This window comes from Streptomyces monashensis (genome assembly GCF_001866665.1).
GTDB lineage: Bacteria > Actinomycetota > Actinomycetes > Streptomycetales > Streptomycetaceae > Streptomyces > Streptomyces monashensis.
In genome coordinates, this window is record NZ_MLYO01000005.1 from 27923 (window position 1) to 46453 (window position 18531).

Below are 18531 nucleotides of genomic sequence, written 5' to 3' on the forward strand. Positions count from 1 at the left end.
CCGGGGCGTCGGGTGCGTGCGGAGGGCCGGCGGGGTGCTCACAGGTCCCCCAGCTCGCGGTCGATCAGGTCGAAGAGGTCGCCCGCCGTCTCGACCTCGGCCAGTTCCGCGTCCTCGTCGGCGAGGGCCGCGGGGACGGCGGCGGGGTTCGGTGCGAGGGGCTCGCCCTGCCAGCGGGAGAGGAGTTCGCGCAGCCGGGCGGTGACCTTCTCGCGGTCCTCGTCGGCCACGTCGGCGCCCTGCAGGGCGCTGTCCAGGCGGTCCATGTCGCCGAGGAGGGCCTGCGCGGTGCCGGGCGGCTCGGGCAGGGACAGCTCGCCCAGCAGGTACCGGGCCTGGGCGAGGGCGGTCGGGTAGTCGAAGACCAGAGTGGCGGGCAGCCGCAGCGCGGTGGCCGCGCCGAGCCGGTTGCGCAGTTCGACCGCGGTCAGGGAGTCGAAGCCCAGCTCCTTGAAGGTCTGTTCGGGATCGATCTCGGCCGCCGAGCCGTGTCCGAGGACGGCGGCGGCCTGCTCGGCGACCACGTCGAGCAGGAGCTGCTCGCGGTCCGCGGCGGGCAGCGGAGCCAGCCGGTCGGCCAGCGACCGCGGTGCCTGTGCGGCGGGCGCCGTCCCGGCGGCCGTGGCGCGGCGCCGGGCGGGGGTGCGCACCAGGCCGCGCAGGAGGACCGGCAGCACGTCGTGGTGTTCGCGCAGGGCGGCCGGGTCCAGGTCCATCGGCAGCAGCGCGGCCCGGTCGCTGCCGACGGCGGCGTCGAGCAGCCGCATGCCGGTGCCGGGTCCGAGCGGCACCATGCCGGTACGGGCGTGCCGTTCGCGGTCGGCGTCGCCGAGTTCCCCGGTCATGCCCGCCTCGGGCAGCCAGGTGCCCCAGGCGAGGGAGACGGCGGGCAGGCCCTGGGCGCGCCGGCGCTGGGCGAAGGCGTCCAGGAAGGCGTTGGCCGCCGAGTAGTTGGCCTGCCCCGCGCCGCCGAACGTGCCGGCGACCGAGGAGAAGACCACGAACCGGGCGAGGTCGAGGTCGCGGGTGAGTTCGTGCAGCACGACCACGGCGTCCGCCTTGGGCCGCAGCGCCCGGTCGAGCCGGTCCGGTGTCATCGAGGACAGCACGCCGTCGGCGAGGACGCCCGCGGTGTGCACCACGGCCGTCAGCGGCCGGTCGGCGGGGATGCCCGCCAGGAGCGCGGCGAGCGCGGTGCGGTCGGCCACGTCGCAGGCGGCCACGGTGACGTCCGCTCCCAGCGCGGCGAGTTCGTCGCGCAGTTGGGCCGCGCCGGGCGCGTCCGCGCCGCGCCGGCCGGCGATCAGCAGGTGCCGTACGCCGTTCTCCACGACGAGGTGGCGGGCGGTGATGCGGCCGAGGCCGCCGAGGCCGCCGGTGAGCAGGACGGTGCCGGCCGGGTCGGGAGCGGTCGGCAGGGTCAGGACGACCTTGCCGATGTGCCGCGCCTGGCTGACGAAGCGGAACGCGTCGGGCGCCCGGCGGACGTCCCACACGGCCATCGGCAGCGGCTTCAGCGCACCGCGCCCGAACAGGTCCGCCAGGTCGGCGAGGATCTCGCCGATCCGGTCGGGTCCGGCCTCGATCAGGTCGAAGGCCCGGTAGGCGACGCCGGGGTGGTCGGCGGCGACCTGTTCGGGGTCGCGGACGTCGGTCTTGCCCATCTCCAGGAACCGGCCGCCGCGCGGCAGCAGCCGCAGGGAGGCGTCCACGAACTCCCGGGCCAGGGAGTCGAGGACGACGTCGAAGCCGCGGCCCTCGGTGGCGGTGCGCAGTCGCTCCTCGAAGCCGAGGTCGCGGGACGAGGCGAGGTGGGCGTCGTCGAGTCCGGCGGCCCGCAGCGCCTGCCACTTGGCGGGCGACGCCGTGCCGTACACCTCGGCGCCGAGGTGCCGGGCGAGCTGGACCGCGGCCGAGCCGACACCGCCCGCCGCCGCGTGCACGAGGACGCTCTCGCCGGGCTTGAGCCCGCCCAGGTCGACCAGGGCGTAGTAGGCGGTGAGGTAGACGATGGGTACGGTCGCCGCCTCGGCGAAGCTCCAGCCCTTCGGGATCGGGGCGACCATCCGGGCGTCGGCGACCGCGACGGGGCCGAAGGCGCCGGCGAACATGCCCATCACCCGGTCGCCGGGGGCGAGGCCGGTGACATCGGCGCCGGTCTCGGTGACCACACCGGCGCCTTCGAGGCCGATCGCGGTGGCGTCGCCGGGGTACATGCCGAGGGTGGTGAGGACGTCGCGGAAGTTGACGCCGGCGGCACGCATCGAGATGCGCACCTCGTTCGGGGCGAGCGCGGCCCCGGCCTCGGGGCAGGCCGCGAGGCGCAGGCTGTCCAGGCTGCCCGGCCGTGTCACACCGAGCCGCCAGGCGTCGGTGGCGGCGGGCGGGACGAGGGAGCGGTCGGCGGCCAGCGGGACGATGCGCGGTGTGGTCACCGTCCCTTCCTGTACGGCGAGTTCGAACGCGGTGTCGCCGAGCGCGGCGGGCAGTGCCGCCGCCGAGGCGTCGCTGCCGTCGGTGTCGGCGAGGACGAACCGGCCGGGGTTCTCGGTACGGGCGGCCCGCACCAGGCCCCACACCGCCGCCTGCAACGGGTCGGCCGGCCGGGGTCCGGCCGGGACGGCGCCCCGGGTGACGACGGCGAGCCGGGCGTGCGCGAACGCCGGGTCGTCGACCCACTGCTGGACGACGGCGAGCACCTCGGTGAGGGTGTCGCGGTTCGCGTCGGCGAGCTCGCCCGGGGTGTGCTCCGGAGTCTGCGCGGGCACGGCGTACAGGACGGTGTCCGGCACGTGCTCGTCCTGCGCGACGGCGGTGAGGGCGGGGGCGCGGCGCACGGTGTGACCGGCGGCCCGCAGGGCGTCGGCCAGTGCCGTCGCCTCGTCCGCGCCGACGACCGTCCACGCGGTCCGCGCGACGGCGTCCGCCGTGGCCGCCGGCTGCCAGTCCAGCTCGTACAGGCCCCGGCCGTCCGGGGCGCCGACGGTGGAGCCCGCCAGGTCGCCGGTCAGCTCGCGCAGGGTGAGCGAGCCGACCGAGCCGACCGGGCGGCCCGTCGGGTCGGCGAGGGCGAGGCCGATGGCCTCCGGGCCCTCCTGGACCATCCGCAGCCGCAGCGCCGAGGCACCGACGGCGTCCAGGCGCACGTCGCTCCACGAGAAGGGCAGCCGTCCGGCGTCCTTCATGGGCACGAACATCACGGCGTGCAGCGCGGCGTCGAGCAGGGCGGGGTGCAGGTCGAAGGCGTCGGCCGCGGGGGCGGCGTCCGCGGGCAGGGCGGCCTCGGCGAACACCTCCCCGCCGCGCGTCCAGACCCGGGTCAGGCCCTGGAACAGCGGGCCGTAGAGGTGGCCGCGGTCGGCGAAGGCCTCGTAGAAGCCGTCGAGCGGCACCTCGGTGCCGTCCTCGGGCGGCCAGACGGTGAAGTCGTAGGGTACGGCGGCCGGTTCGGCGGCGGCGGTGAGCAGGCCGCTGACATGCAGCGTCCACGGCGTGCCGGGCTCGGCGGTGTCGGGCCTGCCGTGCACGGTCAGCGGGCGGGCGCCGGTGGCGTCCGGCGCCTCGACCCGCACCTGGACCTGCACGCCGCCCTGGGCGGGCAGGGTGAGGGGGGTCAGGATCGTCAGTTCGGCCACCTGCTCGCAACCGGTGCGGGCGCCCGCGTGCAGGGCCAGGTCGAGGAATCCCGTGGCCGGGAACAGCGCGGTGCTGGTGAGCGCGTGGTCCTTGAGCCAGGGGCTGCTGCCGAGGGCGAGCCTGCCGGTGAGGACATGGGTGTCGCCGTCGGCCAGTTCCACGGCCGCGCCCAGCAGCGGATGGCCGCTCGCGGCCAGGCCCGCGGAGGTGACGTCGCCGAGCAGCGCGGGCGGACCGGGCCAGAAGCGACGGCGCTGGAAGGGGTACGTGGGCAGGGGTACGGTGCGGGCGCCGGTGCCGTCGAACAGGCGCGGCCAGTCCACGGGCAGGCCGTGCGCGAAGGCCCGGGCGACGGCGTCGAGGAGCGTCTCGTCCTCGGCCCGGTCCTTGCGCAGCACGGGCACGAACAGCGTGCCCTCGGCGTCCGGCAGGCAGCTCTGCGCCATCGCGGTGAGCGTGCCGTCGGGGCCGACCTCCAGGAACCGGTCGGCGCCGTGCTCGGCGAGCCAGCGGACGCCGTCGGCGAAGCGGACGGCCTCCCGGACATGGCGCACCCAGTACTCCGGGTCCTGCAGTTCGCTGCCGGCGGCGGCGCGGCCGGTGACGTTGGAGATCACCGCCATGCGCGGCGCCTCGTAGGTGATGTTCGCGGCGACCTCGCGGAACGCGTCGAGCATCGGCTCCATGAGCGGGGAGTGGAAGGCGTGGCCGACCCGCAGCCGGGTGGTGCGGCGGCCGTCGGCGGCGAGCCGCGCGGCGATGTCGGCGACCACGTCCTCGGCGCCGGACACGACCACGGAGCTCGGCCCGTTCACGGCGGCGATGCCCGCGTCCGGGTGTCCCTCCAGGAGCGGACGTACCTCGTCCTCGGTGGCCTCCACCGCGAACATGGCGCCACCGGAGGGGAGTTCCTGCATCAGCCTGCCGCGCGCGGCGACCAGGGCGCAGGCGTCCTTGAGCGACATCACGCCGGCGACGTGGGCGGCGGCGATCTCGCCGACGGAGTGGCCGGCGACGAAGTCCGGTCGTACGCCCCACGACTCCAGCAGCCGGTAGAGGGCGACTTCGACGGCGAAGAGCGCGGGCTGTGTCCACTCGGTGCGGTTCAGCCGCTCGGCGTCGTCGCCGAGGACGAGGTCGCGCAGTTCGGCGCCGAAGTGGGCGCAGACGGCGTCGAAGGCGTCCGCGTAGGCGGGGTGGGCGTCGTAGAGTCCGCGGCCCATGCCCGGGCGCTGGGCGCCCTGCCCGGAGAAGAGGAAGGCGGTCTTGCCGTCACCGCGGTGCACTCCGGTGACGGTGTGCGGCCCGCTCTCGCCCGCGGCGAGCAGGCGCAGCCCGTCGGTGAGTGCGGCGCGGTCGGCGCCGAGGACGACGGCGCGGTGCTCGAAGGCGGCGCGGGTCGCGGTGAGCGACAGACCGAGGTCCGCAGGGGTGACGTCGGGGATCTCCCGCAGGTGGTCCAGGAGTTGGGCGGCCTGGGCGCGCAGGGCGTCCCGGCTGCGCGCGGTGACGACCCAGGGGACGTACGACGTGTCCCCGTCCGCGTCCGGGACGACGGGGATGTCGTCGACGGCGGGTTCGTCGGTGACGGACTGCAGGATCACATGCGCGTTGGTCCCGCTGATACCGAACGAGGACACACCCGCACGCCGCGGACGCTCCCCCGTCCTTGGCCACGCACGCGCCTGCGTCAGCAACTCCACCGCACCCGCCGACCAGTCCACATGCGACGACGGCTCATCCACATGCAACGTCGCCGGCAACACACCATGACGCATCGCCAGCACCATCTTCATCACACCCGCCACACCCGCACCCGCCTGCGTGTGACCCACGTTCGACTTCACCGACCCCAACCACAACGGCCGATCCCCCTCACGCTCCCGCCCGTACGTCGCCAGCAGCGCCTGCGCCTCGATCGGATCACCCAACCTGGTGCCCGTACCATGCGCCTCCACCACATCCACACCCGAAGCAGCCACACCGGCATCCGCCAACGCGGCCCGGATCACCCGCTGCTGCGCCGGACCGTTCGGCGCACTCAACCCGTTCGACGCACCATCCTGGTTCACCGCGGAACCAGCCACCACCGCCAGCACCGGATGCCCCAGACGACGCGCGTCCGACAACCGCTCCACCAGCAGCAGACCACCACCCTCCGAGAACCCCGTACCATCCGCCGCATCCGCGAACGCCTTGCACCGGCCATCAGCCGCCAACCCCTGCTGCCGACTGAAGTCCACGAACAGACCGGGTGAGGCCATGACGGTGACGCCGCCGGTGAGGGCCATGTCGCATTCGCCGTTGCGCAGGGACTGCACGGCGAGGTGCAGGGCGACGAGGGAGGCGGAGCAGGCGGTGTCGACGGTGACGGCCGGGCCCTCCAGGCCGAAGGTGTAGGACAGGCGGCCGGAGACGACGCTGGCGGCGTTGCCGGTCAGCATGTAGCCCTCGAAGTCCTCGCCGGAGGCGGCGAGCATACCGGTGTAGTCCTGGCCGTTCGTGCCGGCGAACACGCCGGTGCGGCTGCCGCGCAGCGAGCGCGGGTCGATCCCCGCCCGCTCGAACGTCTCCCAGGCCATCTCCAGCAGGAGCCGCTGCTGCGGGTCCATCGCGACGGCTTCGCGGGGCGAGATGTTGAAGAACGCCGGGTCGAACCCGCCCGCGTCGCTGAGGAATCCGCCGGTCCGCGTGGACACGGTGCCGGTCTTGCCGGGCTCGGCGTGGTGGAGGGCGTCGAGGTCCCAGCCGCGGTCCTCGGGGAAGGGCACCAGGCCCTCCTCGCCGTCCAGGAGCATCCGCCACAGCTGTTCGGGGGTGTTGATGTCGCCGGGGAACCGGCAGCCCATGGCGACCACGGCGATCGGGTCGTCGGCGGCGGCGCGGGCCGGCGCCTCGCCCGGTACGGCGGAGGCGGCGGACGCCGCGGCCGCGGTGTCGTCGGCGACCTGGGCGAGCAGGAAGCCGGCGAGGGCGCGGCAGTTGGGGTGGTCGAAGACGAGGGTGCTGGGCAGGCGCAGGCCGGTGACGCGGTTCATGCCGTTGCGCAGTTCGACGGCGCTGAGCGAGTCGATGCCCAGGTCGGTGAAGGGCCGTTCCGGTTCGACGGCGTCGCCCGAGGGGTGTCCGAGGACGCTCGCGACGTGTCCGCGCACGATCTCCAGGACGGCGTCGGCCCGTTCGTAGTCGGGCAGCGCGGCCAGGTGGGTGTGGAGCGAGGACATGTCGGCGGTCGCCGTCGTCGCGTCCTGCCGGACGGTGTCCAACGCGCGGCGGGCGGCGGGCAGTTCGTCCAGGAGGTGGCTGGGGCGGGGGGCCGTGAAGGACAGCGCGTAGGTGTCCCAGCGCAGATCGGTGACGACGACGTGGGTGTCGCCGAGGTCGAGGGCGCGGCCGAGGGCGGCGCAGGCGGCGGCGGTGTCCATGGGGTGGACGCCGTAGCGGCGCATGCGGTCGCCCGCCGCGTCGCCCACCATGCCGCCGTCGGCCCACAGGCCCCAGGAGATCGCGGTGGCGGGGAGCCCGGCCGCGCGCCGCTCGGCGGCGAGGGCGTCGAGATAGGCGTTGCCGGGGGCGTAGTTGCCGAGCCCGGCGCCGCCCAGGACGCCCGCGGTGGAGGAGAACAGGACGAAGGCGGAGAGGTCGAGGTCGCGGGTGAGGTCGTGCAGGGCCCGGGCGGCGGTGGCCTTGCCGCGCAGGACGGGGTCCATGCGGTCGGCGTCGAGCGAGTCGATCACCCCGTCGTCGAGGGCGCCGGCCGCGTGGAACACGGCGTCCAGGGGCTGGTCCGCGGGGATCTGGGCGAGCAGCGCGGCGAGCGCGGGGCGGTCGGACACGTCGCAGGCGGCGAGCGTGACGTCGACTCCGCGGGCGGTGAGTTCGTCCCGCAGGTCGGTCGCGCCCGGCGCGTCGGCGCCCCGGCGGCCGGCCAGCACCATGCGGGTGGCGCCGCGGTCGGCGAGCCAGCGGGCGACGTGCCCGCCGAGGGCGCCCGTGCCGCCGGTGACCAGGACGGTGCCGCGGGGCTGCCAGGTCTCGGCGGGGGTGTCCGCGCCCGGGGCGTGGACCAGCCTGCGGCCGTGGGCGCCCGTGGCGCGCAGCGCGATCTGGTCCTCCTGGCCGGGGTCGGCGAGGACGGCGGCCAGGCGGGTGGCGGAGCGGGCGTCGAGGTCGGTGGGCAGGTCGATCAGGCCGCCCCAGCGCTCGGCGTGCTCCATGGCGGCGACCCGGCCGAGGCCCCAGACGAGGGCCTGGGCGGCGTCCGGGGCGGGGTCGGCTCCGCCGACGGCGACGGCGCCGCGCGTCGCGCACCACAGGGGGGCCTCGATGCCCTGGTCGCCGAGTGCCTGGACGAGGGCGAGGGTCGCGGCGAGTCCGGCCGGGACGGCCGGATGGGCGGGGTGGTCGCGAGTGTCGAGGGCGAGCAGGGAGAGCACGCCGTCGACGCGTCCCGGGTCCCCGTCGGCGGTGAGGAGGCCGGCGAGTGCGGTGCGGTCGGCGGCGCCGTCGGGCAGGGTGATCCGGCGGACCGTGCGGGCACCGCCCGCGGTGAGCGCGTCGGCGACCGCGTCCGCGGCGGCGGTGTGTCCGGCGGCGTCGGCGGGGGCGAGCAGCAGCCAGGTCCCGGTGAGGGCGGCCGGGCCGGGGTTGAGCGGGGTGAAGGCGACGCCGTAGCGCCATGCGTCGGTGGCGGCCCGCTCGCGGCGGGCGTGCCGCCAGCCGGCCAGCGCGGGCAGCACGCTGCTGAGCGGGGCGTCGGCGGGCAGGTCGAGGACGTCGGCCAGGCTCTCCAGGTCCTCCTGCTCGACGGTCTGCCAGAAGCGTGCCTCGACGGAGTCGGCCGTGAGCCCGCCGTCGGCGGCGAGGCCGGCGGCGGCCGCCTCGCGCATGCTCGGCCAGTACCGCTGGTGCTCGAACGGGTAGGTGGGCAGGTCGGTGCGGGTGGCACCGGTGCCGTCGAAGACGGTCTCGAAGTCGACGTCGACGCCGTGCACATGGGCCTCGGCGAGCGCGCCGAGGAACTGCCTGAGGCCGCCCTGGTCACGGCGCAGGGAGCCGAGGACGGCGCCGTCCGCGCCGGCCGCGTCGAGGGTGTCGCGCAGCCCGACGGCGAGTACGGGGTGTGGTCCGACCTCGATGAAGGTGCGGTGTCCGGCGGCGATCAGGCCGCGTACGGCGTCCTCGAAGCGGACGGTCTCGCGCAGGTTGGTGTACCAGTAGTCGGCGCCGAGTTCGGTGGTGTCGAGCCAGTCGCCGGTCAGGGAGGACCGGAAGGGGATGTCCGCCTCGCGCGGGGTGATGCCGTCCAGGGCGGCGAGGACGGTGTCGCGGATCGCCTCGACCTGCGCGGAGTGCGAGCCGTAGTCGACGTTGACCTTGCGGGCCCGGATGCCGTCGCCGGTGAGGGCGGTGTGCAGTTCGTCCAGTGCTCCGGCCTCGCCGGAGACGACGACGGACGCGGGGCCGTTGACGGCGGCGACGGCGAGCCGGTCCGCCCACGGTGCCATGCGGGCGCGGGTGTCGGCGGCGGACAGCGGCACCGACATCATGCCGCCGGTTCCGGCGATACCGGTGATGGCCCGGCTGCGCAGGGCGACGACGCGCGCGCCGTCCTCGAGGCTGAGGGCTCCGGCGACGCAGGCGGCCGCGATCTCGCCCTGGGAGTGGCCGACGACGGCGGCCGGCCGGACGCCGTGGGCCCGCCACAGGGCGGCGGTGGCCACCATGACGGCCCACAGGGCCGGTTGGACGACGTCGACGCGGCCGAGGTCGGCGGCGTTCTCGTCGTCGCGCAGCACCGCCGTCAGCGACCAGTCGACGTGCGGGGCGAGTGCCTGCTCGCAGCGGTCGATCCAGTCGGCGAACACCGGTGATTCGCCGAGGAGTTCGCGGGCCATGCCGGCCCACTGGGCGCCCTGTCCCGGGAAGACCAGGACGGGTTCGGCGCCCGCGGGCACGGCGGCGGCGACCAGTGCGGGTGCGGTGAGCGGTCCGTCGGCGGCCAGCACGGCGAGCGTCTCGTCGAGCCGGTCCGTGTCGTCGGCGAGGACGGCGGCGCGGTGGGTGAAGGCGGAGCGTCCGACGGCGAGGGTGTAGCCGAGGTCGGCGAGCACGGTGCCGGGCCGGGCGCGCAGGTGGGCGCGGAGCCGGGCCGCCTGGGCGCGCAGCGCGGCGGGCGTGCGGGCGGACAGCAGCACGGGGACGGCGGGCAGTTCGGCCGGTGTCGTGGCGGGGGCGGCCGGTGCGTCGGGGGCCTGTTCGACGATGACGTGGGCGTTGGTGCCGCTCATGCCGAAGGAGGACACGCCGGCGCGGCGGGCGCGGCCGGTGTCCGGCCAGGGCTGCTCCTCGCTCAGCAGGCGGACCTGTCCAGCGCTCCAGTCGACGTGCGGGGTCGGGTTGTCGGCGTACAGGGTGCGGGGCAGCAGTCCTTCGCGCAGCGCCATCACCATCTTGATGATGCCGCCGACGCCCGCGGCTGCCTGGCTGTGCCCGATGTTGGACTTCAACGAGCCGAGCCACAGCGGCCGTTCCTCGTCGCGGTCCTGTCCATAGGCGGCGATGAGCGCCTGGGCCTCGATGGGGTCGCCGAGGGTGGTGCCGGTGCCGTGCGCCTCGACGGCGTCCACGTCCTGCGGGGACAGTCCGGCCGAGGCCAGCGCCTGCCGGATGACCCGCTGCTGCGAGGGCCCGTTGGGGGCGGTCAGGCCGTTGGAGGCGCCGTCCTGGTTGAGGGCCGAGCCGCGGATGACGGCGAGGACCTGGTGGCCGTTGCGGCGCGCGTCGGAGAGGCGTTCCAGGACGATCATGCCGACGCCCTCGGCCCAGCTGGCGCCGTCGGCGTCCGCGGAGAAGGGCTTGCAGCGGCCGTCCTCCGCCAGTGCGCGCTGGCGGCTGAACTCGATGAGCGAGCCGGGTGTCGACATCACCGTGACGCCGCCGGCCAGGGCGAGTTCGCACTCCCCCTGGCGCAGCGACTGCGCGGCCAGGTGCAGGGCGACGAGGGAGGAGGAGCAGGCGGTGTCGACGGAGACGGCCGGTCCCTCCAGGCCGAGGGCGTAGGAGATACGACCGGACAGCACGCTGGGCGAGTTGCCGGTGCCGACGTAGCCCTCGAAGTTGTCGTCGGAGGCCGCGAGGATGGTGACGTAGTCCTGGTAGGTGACGCCGGCGAAGACGCCGGTGGCGGAGCCGCGGGCGGCGGCGGGGTCGACGCCGGCCCGCTCGAGGGCCTCCCAGGACACTTCGAGGAGCAGGCGCTGCTGGGGGTCCATGGCGAGGGCCTCGCGCGGGCTGATCGCGAAGAACGCCGGGTCGAAGCGGCTGGCGTCGTGCAGGAAGCCGCCCTCGCGGGTGTAGACCGTGCCGGGGTGGTCCGGGTCGGGGTGGTAGAGCCGCTCCGGGTTCCAGTTGCGGTCGGTGGGCAGCGGCGAGATGCCGTCCGCTCCGGCCCGCACCAGGTCCCACAGGTCCTCGGGCCCGGCGATGCCGCCGGGGTAGCGGCAGGCCATGCCGACGACCGCGATCGGGTCGTCGTCGAGGGTGCGGCGGACGGCGGCGGGCGCGCCGGTGGCGGCGGTGCCGAACAGGTCGTCGGCGAGGTGGCGGGCGAGCACGGCCGGGGTCGGGTGGTCGAAGACGAGGGTGGCGGGGAGGGTGACGCCGAGGGCGGCGCTGAGCCCGTTGCGCAGTTCGACCGCGGTCAGGGACGTGAGGCCGAGATCGGTGAAGGGCCGGGCCGGTTCGACCTCGTCGGGGCCGCTGTGGCCGAGCACGGCGGCGACCCGGTCGCGGACGGTGGCCAGCAGCGTGCGCTCGCGTTCCGCGGCTGGCCGGCCGGCCAGCCGTTCCAGGAGGCTGCCGGGCGGCTGGGTACGGGCGGCGGCCCGGCGGCGCACCGGTTCGGCGGCGGGCGCGGTCTCCTGACGGGCGGCGCGGGCCGCGTCCGCGGCGGGCGTGGCCGCAGTGGGCGTGGCTGCTCCGGTCACGGGCCGCAGCAGCAGGGACCCGATGGTCAGTACGGGGTCGCCGACCGCGTCGGCGGCGGTGAGGGACAGCGTGTCGGCTCCGCTGCGCGTCAGGCGGACGCGCAGGGTCGTGGCGCCGGTGGCGAACAGCCGGACCGGCCCCGCGGAGAAGAGCACGCGCCCTTCGCCCAGGCCGTCGAACGCGCCCAGGCCCAGCGGGTGCAGGGCGGCGTCCAGCAGGGCCGGGTGCAGGTCGTGGCGGCCGGCGTCGGCCGTGGCGGACTCGGGCAGGGCGACCTCGGCGTACACGGCGGTGTCGTCCCGCCAGGCGGCCGCGAGGCCCTGGAAGACGGGCCCGTAGTCCAGGCCGGCCTCCCGCAGCCGCGCGTACAGGCCCTCGGTGTCGAGTTCCTCGGCGCCGGGCGGCGGCCAGGCCGCGAGGTCATGGTCGGGTGCCGGTCCGGTCTCGGCGGTGAGGACGCCGGCGGCGTGCCGGGTCCAGGCGGCGGTGTCGGTGGCGAGCCGTGCGTGCACGGCGAAGGCGCGGTCCCCGCGGGCGTCGGGCGCCTCCACCCGGATCTGCAGGGCGACGCCGTCGTGCTCGGGCAGCGCCAGCGGGCGTTCCAGGACGAGTTCACGGACCTGCGGACGGCCCACGTGGGTGCCGGCGGCGAGCGCGAGTTCGACGAAGGCCGTGCTCGGGACGACGGCCGAGCCGCCGATGCGGTGCGCGGCGAGCCAGCTCGCGGTGCGGGTGCCCAGGCGTCCGGTGAGCAGTACGGAGTCGTCCACGGCGGACGGGACGACCGCGCCGAGCAGCGGGTGGTCGGCCGGTACGAGTCCGGCGGCGGCCGGGTCGCCCGCCACGGTGCCCGTCTCGATCCAGTACGGCCGGTGCTGGAAGGCGTAGGTGGGCAGTGGGACCGGGCGGGCGCCGGGTGCGGTGGCGGCGAGCAGGGCGCGCCGGTCGACGGGGGCGCCGTGGGCGTGCAGGGCGCCGACCGCGGCCAGCAGCGTCTCCGTCTCACCGCGGTCGTCGCGCAGCGTGGGCATGGCGAGCGGCGCGGCGCCCTGCCAGGAGCCCTGCGCCAGGGCGGTCAGGGTGGTGTCGGGGCCGAGTTCGACGAGGCGGGCGACGCCCTGCTCCTCCAGGGCCGCGACGCCGTCGGCGAACCGGACGGCGTGCCGTACGTGCCGCACCCAGTACTCGGCGTCCGTCAGTTCACCGGGCTCGGCGAGCCGGCCGGTGAGGTCGGAGACGACCGGGACGCGCGGCTCCGCGTACGCCACGGAGGCCGCCACGGCGCGGAAGTCGTCGAGCATCGGCTCCATGCGCGGCGAGTGGAAGGCGTGGCTGACCCGCAGCCGGGTGGTCTTGCGGCCCAGTTCGGTGAAGTGGGCGGCGACGGCGAGAGCATCCTCCTCGTCACCGGAGACGACCACGGACCGGGGCCCGTTGACGGCCGCCACCCCGAGGGTGCTCTCCCGTCCGGCGAGCAGCGGCAGCACCTCGTCCTCGGCCGCCTGCAGGGCGATCATCGCCCCGCCTTCGGGCAGTTCCTGCATCAGCCTGCCGCGGGCGGCGACCAGGCGGCAGGCGTCGGGCAGGGTGAGCACCCCGGCGACGTGCGCGGCGGCGATCTCTCCCACGGAGTGACCGATGAGGTGCGTGGGCCGGGCCCCGAGCGTCTCCAGGAGCCGGAAGAGGGCCACCTCGACGGCGAACAGCGCGGGCTGCGCGTACTCGGTGCGGTGCAGGGTGTCCGCGTCGCCCTCGTGCACGACCTCGGCGAGGGACCGCGGCAGCAGTCCGCCGAAGTGGCCGCAGACGGCGTCGAAGGCATCGGCGTACGCGGGGAACGCGTCGTACAGCGCGCGGCCCATTCCGGGACGCTGGGTGCCCTGTCCGGCGAACAGGAACGCGGTACCGCCGCCGCTCAGGGTGTCCCCGGTGAGCACGGCGGGGCTCGTCTCGCCCGCGGCCAGCGCACCGAGTCCGGCCAGCAGCGCGGCACGGCCGGTGCCGGTCACGGCCGCGCGGTGTTCGAGCGGCGCGCGGGTGACGGCGAGGGAGTGCGCGACATCGGCGACGTCCAGCTCCGGACGCTGTTCGAGGTGGGCGAGGAGCCGGGCCGCCTGGTCGCGCAGGGCCGGTGCGCTGCGCGCGGCCAGCAGCCACGACAGGGCGGCCCGCTCGCGGTCCGGACCGTCACCGGCGGGCGCGCTCGACTCGCCCTCGGCGGTGGCGGGTTCGGCGAGGATGACGTGTGCGTTGGTGCCGGAGACGCCGAACGCGGAGACACCGGCGCGGCGGGTGCGCTCACCGGCGGGCCAGGCGACGGCCTCGTCCAGCAGGCGGACCTGTCCGGCCGTCCAGTCGACGCGGGAGGAGGGCCGGCCGGCGTGCAGGGTGGCCGGCAGCATGCCGTTGCGCAGGGCGAGGACCATCTTGATGACGCCGACGGCGCCGGCCGCGGCCTGGGTGTGCCCCAGGTTGGACTTCACCGAGCCGAGCCACAGCGGCCGGTCCCCGGCACGGTCTTGACCGTACGTCGCCAGCACCGCCTGCGCCTCGATGGGGTCGCCCAGGGTGGTGCCGGTGCCGTGCGCCTCGACGGCGTCCACGTCCTGCGGGGACAGTCCGGCCGAGGCCAGCGCCTGCCGAATGACACGCTGCTGCGACGGCCCGTTGGGGGCGGTCAGACCGTTGGACGCGCCGTCCTGGTTGACGGCGGTGCCCGCCACGACGGCCAGTACGCGGTGCCCGTTGCGCCGGGCGTCGGACAGCCGCTCCACGACCAGCACGCCGACGCCCTCGGCCCAGCCGGTCCCGTCGGCGTCCTCGGAGAACGCCTTGCACCGGCCGTCCGGGGCCAGTCCGCCCTGGAGGCTGAACTCGACGAAGGCACCCGGGTCGGCCATGACGGTCACACCGCCGGCCAGCGCCAGATCGCTCTCTCCGGAGCGCAGCGACTGCGCGGCCAGGTGCAGGGCGACCAGGGAGGAGGAGCAGGCGGTGTCGACGGTGACGGCCGGGCCTTCCAGGCCGAGGGAGTAGGAAACACGACCGGAGACGACGCTGCCCGCCTGTCCGGTCAGCAGATGTCCGCCGAGCCCCTCGGGGACCTCGGTCAGCCCGGCGGCGTAGCCGGAGCTGCCGGCCCCGACGAAGACGCCGGTGCGCGAGCCCTTCAGGGCGGTGGGGTCGATCCCGGCGAACTCCAGTGCCTCCCAGGACGTTTCCAGCATCAGCCGCTGCTGCGGGTCCAGTGCCTGGGCCTCGCGGGGGCTGATGCCGAAGAACGCGGCGTCGAAGTCGGCGGCCCGGGCCAGGAAACCGCCGGAGCGGGTGTCGCTGGCCTCCAGCAGGGAGGCCAGGTCCCAGCCGCGGTCCTCGGGGAACCCGCCGACGGCGTCACCGCCGGCGGCCAGCAACTCCCAGAGCTCCTCGGGGCCGTCGACGCCACCGGGCAGCCGGCAGCCCATGCCGACGATGACCACGGGATCGGTGTCGGTGGCCCGCACCACCACCTCGTGCTGCTCCGCCGCCGTCTCGAACAGCGCGTCCCGAAGGTGCTCGGCGACGGCCAACGGGGTGGGGTGGTCGAACACGAGCGTGGAGGGCAGCGGGATGCCGGTCTCGGCGGTGAGGTCGTTGCGCAGCTCGACCGCGGTGAGGGAGTCGAATCCCATCTCGCGGAAGGCGCGTCCGACGGTCACCGCGGCGGGATCGGCGTGGCCGAGCACCGCGGCGGCGCGGCGGCACACCAGGTCGAGCAGGGCCGCGTCGCGCTCCTGCGCGCCGAGCGGCGCGAGACGCTCGCGCAGCGCGCCGCCCGCCTGCATGGCGGAGCCGTCAGCGGCCGGTGCCACGGCGGCGTCGGTCAGCGCCGCGAGCAGGGGGCTGGGACGGCCGGTGGTGAAGGCCGCCACGAACCGGTCCCAGTCCACGTCGGCCACGACCACGGCCGTGTCCCGGGCCGTCAGGGCGCGTTCGAGGGCGGTCAGCGCGGCAGCGGGGTCCAGCGGCCTCAGCCCCCGACGGACCAGCAGCTCCCTGGCCTCCTCGCCGGCGGCCATACCGGTGTCACCCCACGGGCCCCAGGCCACGGAGGTGCCGGCCAGACCGCGGGCGCGACGACGTTCCACCAGAGCGTCGAGATGGGCGTTGGCGGCGGCGTACGCGGCCTGTCCGCCGCCGCCCCAGACACCGGCGATCGAGGAGAACGTCACGAAGGCCGACAGCCCGCTGTCGCGGGTCAGTTCGTCGAGGTGGTCGGCGGCCCCGGCCTTGGCCCGCAGGACGGCGGCGAGCCGGTCGGGCGAGTAGTCGGCGATCACGTCGTCGTCCAGCACGCCGGCACAGTGCAGCACGGCGTCCACGGGGTGCTCGGCGAGCAGCCGCTCGACCGCGCTGCGCTCACCCATGTCGCAGGCCACGACGGAAACCTCTGCCCCGAGTCGGACGAGTTCCGCGCGCAGTTCGCCGGCGCCGGGTGCCTCGGGCCCGCGCCGGCCGGCCAACACCAGCTCGCGCGCCCCGTGCTCGACCACCCAGCGCGCGACACGCGCACCGAGGGCACCGGTACCACCGGTGATCAGGACACGGCCTGGAGAGGTCCACTCCCGCGCGGCGGCGGGAGCGGGCGCGGGCGCGGGGACGAGCCGACGGGCGTAGGCGTCGGTGCCGCGCACGGCGACCTGGTCCTCGACACCGGCGACCAGCACCCCGGCGACCCGGGCGAGCACACGCCGGTCCGGCCGGGCGGGCAGGTCGAGCAGACCGCCCCAGACATCGGGATGTTCGAGCGCGGCGACACGACCGAGCCCCCATACGGAGGCCGGGCCGGGCTCGACCGCGGCCTCGGTACCGGCTCCCACGGCCACGGCCCCGCTGGTCAGGATCCACAGCGGCGCGGTGAACCCGGCATCGCCGTATCCCTGCACCAGCGCGAGGGCACTGTCCACACCCGGCAGACACGACAGCACACCCGCGACCGGCGCGCCGTCTGCCGCTGCCACGCCCAGCACGTCCGCCAGGGCCGCGCGCCCGGTGTCGGCGACGTCGCACACGACACGCTCGACTCCCGGCACGAACTCCTCGATACCGGGCAGTACTTCGTCATCACCGGCCTGCAGCAGCAGCCACCGCCCGGTGACCGCCCGCTCCGCGCCCGCCTCCAGACGCTCCCAACGGACGCGGTAGCGCCACGCGTCCGCGGTGGTCCGCTCGACCTCGCCGCGCCGCCACTCCGACAGCGCCGTCACGACACGGTTCAGTTCACCACGGTCCAGTTCACCGGCGTCGAGGCCGAGGACACCGGCGAGTTCATCCGCTCCACCGTGCTCGACGGCTCCCCAGAACGCGGCCTCCCCAGCGGACACCGCGGCCACTGCGCCGCCGGTGCCGCGCCGTACCTCGGGCCAGTACCGGGTGCGCTGGAAGGCGTACGTCGGCAGCGGCGCGGGCCGCACCCCGGCGAACGCCCCGGCCCAGCCGACCGGAAGCCCGGCGGCGTACAACGTGCCGACCGCGGCGTACAACGCGTCGGCCTCCGACCGGTCCTTGCGCTGCGCGGGTACACAGACCACACGGTCGGCCTCACCGAGCACGGTGCGGGCGAGGGCGGTGAGGGTGCCGTCAGGGCCGATCTCCAGGAAACGCGTCACGCCCTCGGCGACGAGCGCGGCCACGCCGTCGGCGAAACGGACGGCCTCGCGGACGTGCCGCACCCAGTAGTCCGCCGACGCCAACTCCCCGTCCGCGGCGAGTTGTCCGGTGACGTTCGAGACGAGGGGGATCGACGGCGCGGAGTAGCTGATGCCTTCGGCGACTCGGCGGAAGGCGTCGAGCATCGGCTCCATCAGTGGGGAGTGGAAGGCGTGCGAGACCCGCAGACGCGACGTCCGCCGGCCTTGGGCCTTCAGCTCTTCGGCGACCTCGACGACGGCAGCCTCCACACCCGCGATCACGACCGCGCGGGGGCCGTTGACCGCGGCGATCGACACCTCGTCCGCACGACCCTCGAGCAGAGGCAGCACCTCGTCCTCGGCGGCCTCCACCGCCACCATCACACCACCGGCGGGCAGTTCCTGCATCAACCGCCCACGCGCCACCACCAGAGCGCAGGCATCCTCCAGAGACATCACACCTGCCACATGCGCGGCCGCGATCTCACCGATCGAGTGCCCGATCAGGACGTCCGGACGCACCCCGAACGACTCCACCAGACGGAACAACGCCACCTCGACCGCGAACAACGCGGGCTGCGCCCACTCCGTACGACCCAGCCGCTCCACGTCCCCGCCGAAGACGACATCACGCAACTCCGCACCCACATGAGCGCACACCGCGTCGAAGGCATCCGCGAACACCGGGAAGGCCTCGTACAGCTCACGCCCCATCCCCAACCGCTGCGCACCCTGACCCGAGAAGAGGAACGCGGTGCGGCCTTCTCCCACGGTTCCGGTGATGACACGGGGGTTGGGTTCGCCCGCTGCCAACGCGGCCAGGGCGGTGAGGAGTTCGGCGTGCTCCTGGCCCCAGACGACGGCCCGGCTCTCGAATGCGGTACGCGTCGTGGCCAGGGCGGCGCCGACCTCGACGCGGTCGATGTCGTGCGTCGTCCGTACGGCGTCCAGCAGGCGGGTGGCTTGGGAGCGCAGGGCGTCGGGTGTGCGCCCGGACAGCACCCACGGCACCACCGGCACACTCGGCCGCTCGGCCGCCTCCACCGTCTCGACAGGCGCCTGCTCCAGGATGACGTGCGCGTTCGTACCACTCAACCCGAACGACGACACACCCGCACGCCGCACCCGCCCAGCATCCCCCACCCACACCCGACTCTCCGTCAGCAACCGCACATCCCCCGCCGACCAGTCCACATGCGAGGACGCCTCACCCACATGCAACGTCGCCGGCAACACA

Annotated in this window: 1 protein-coding gene; it reads right to left on the reverse strand. The window is 75.4% G+C overall.

The window, feature by feature from the left end:
• Nucleotides 1–38: 38 nt before the first annotated feature.
• The coding region (locus BIV23_RS53765; protein ID WP_425443451.1) for a type I polyketide synthase at nucleotides 39–18531 on the reverse strand (18493 nt) is incomplete at its 5' end.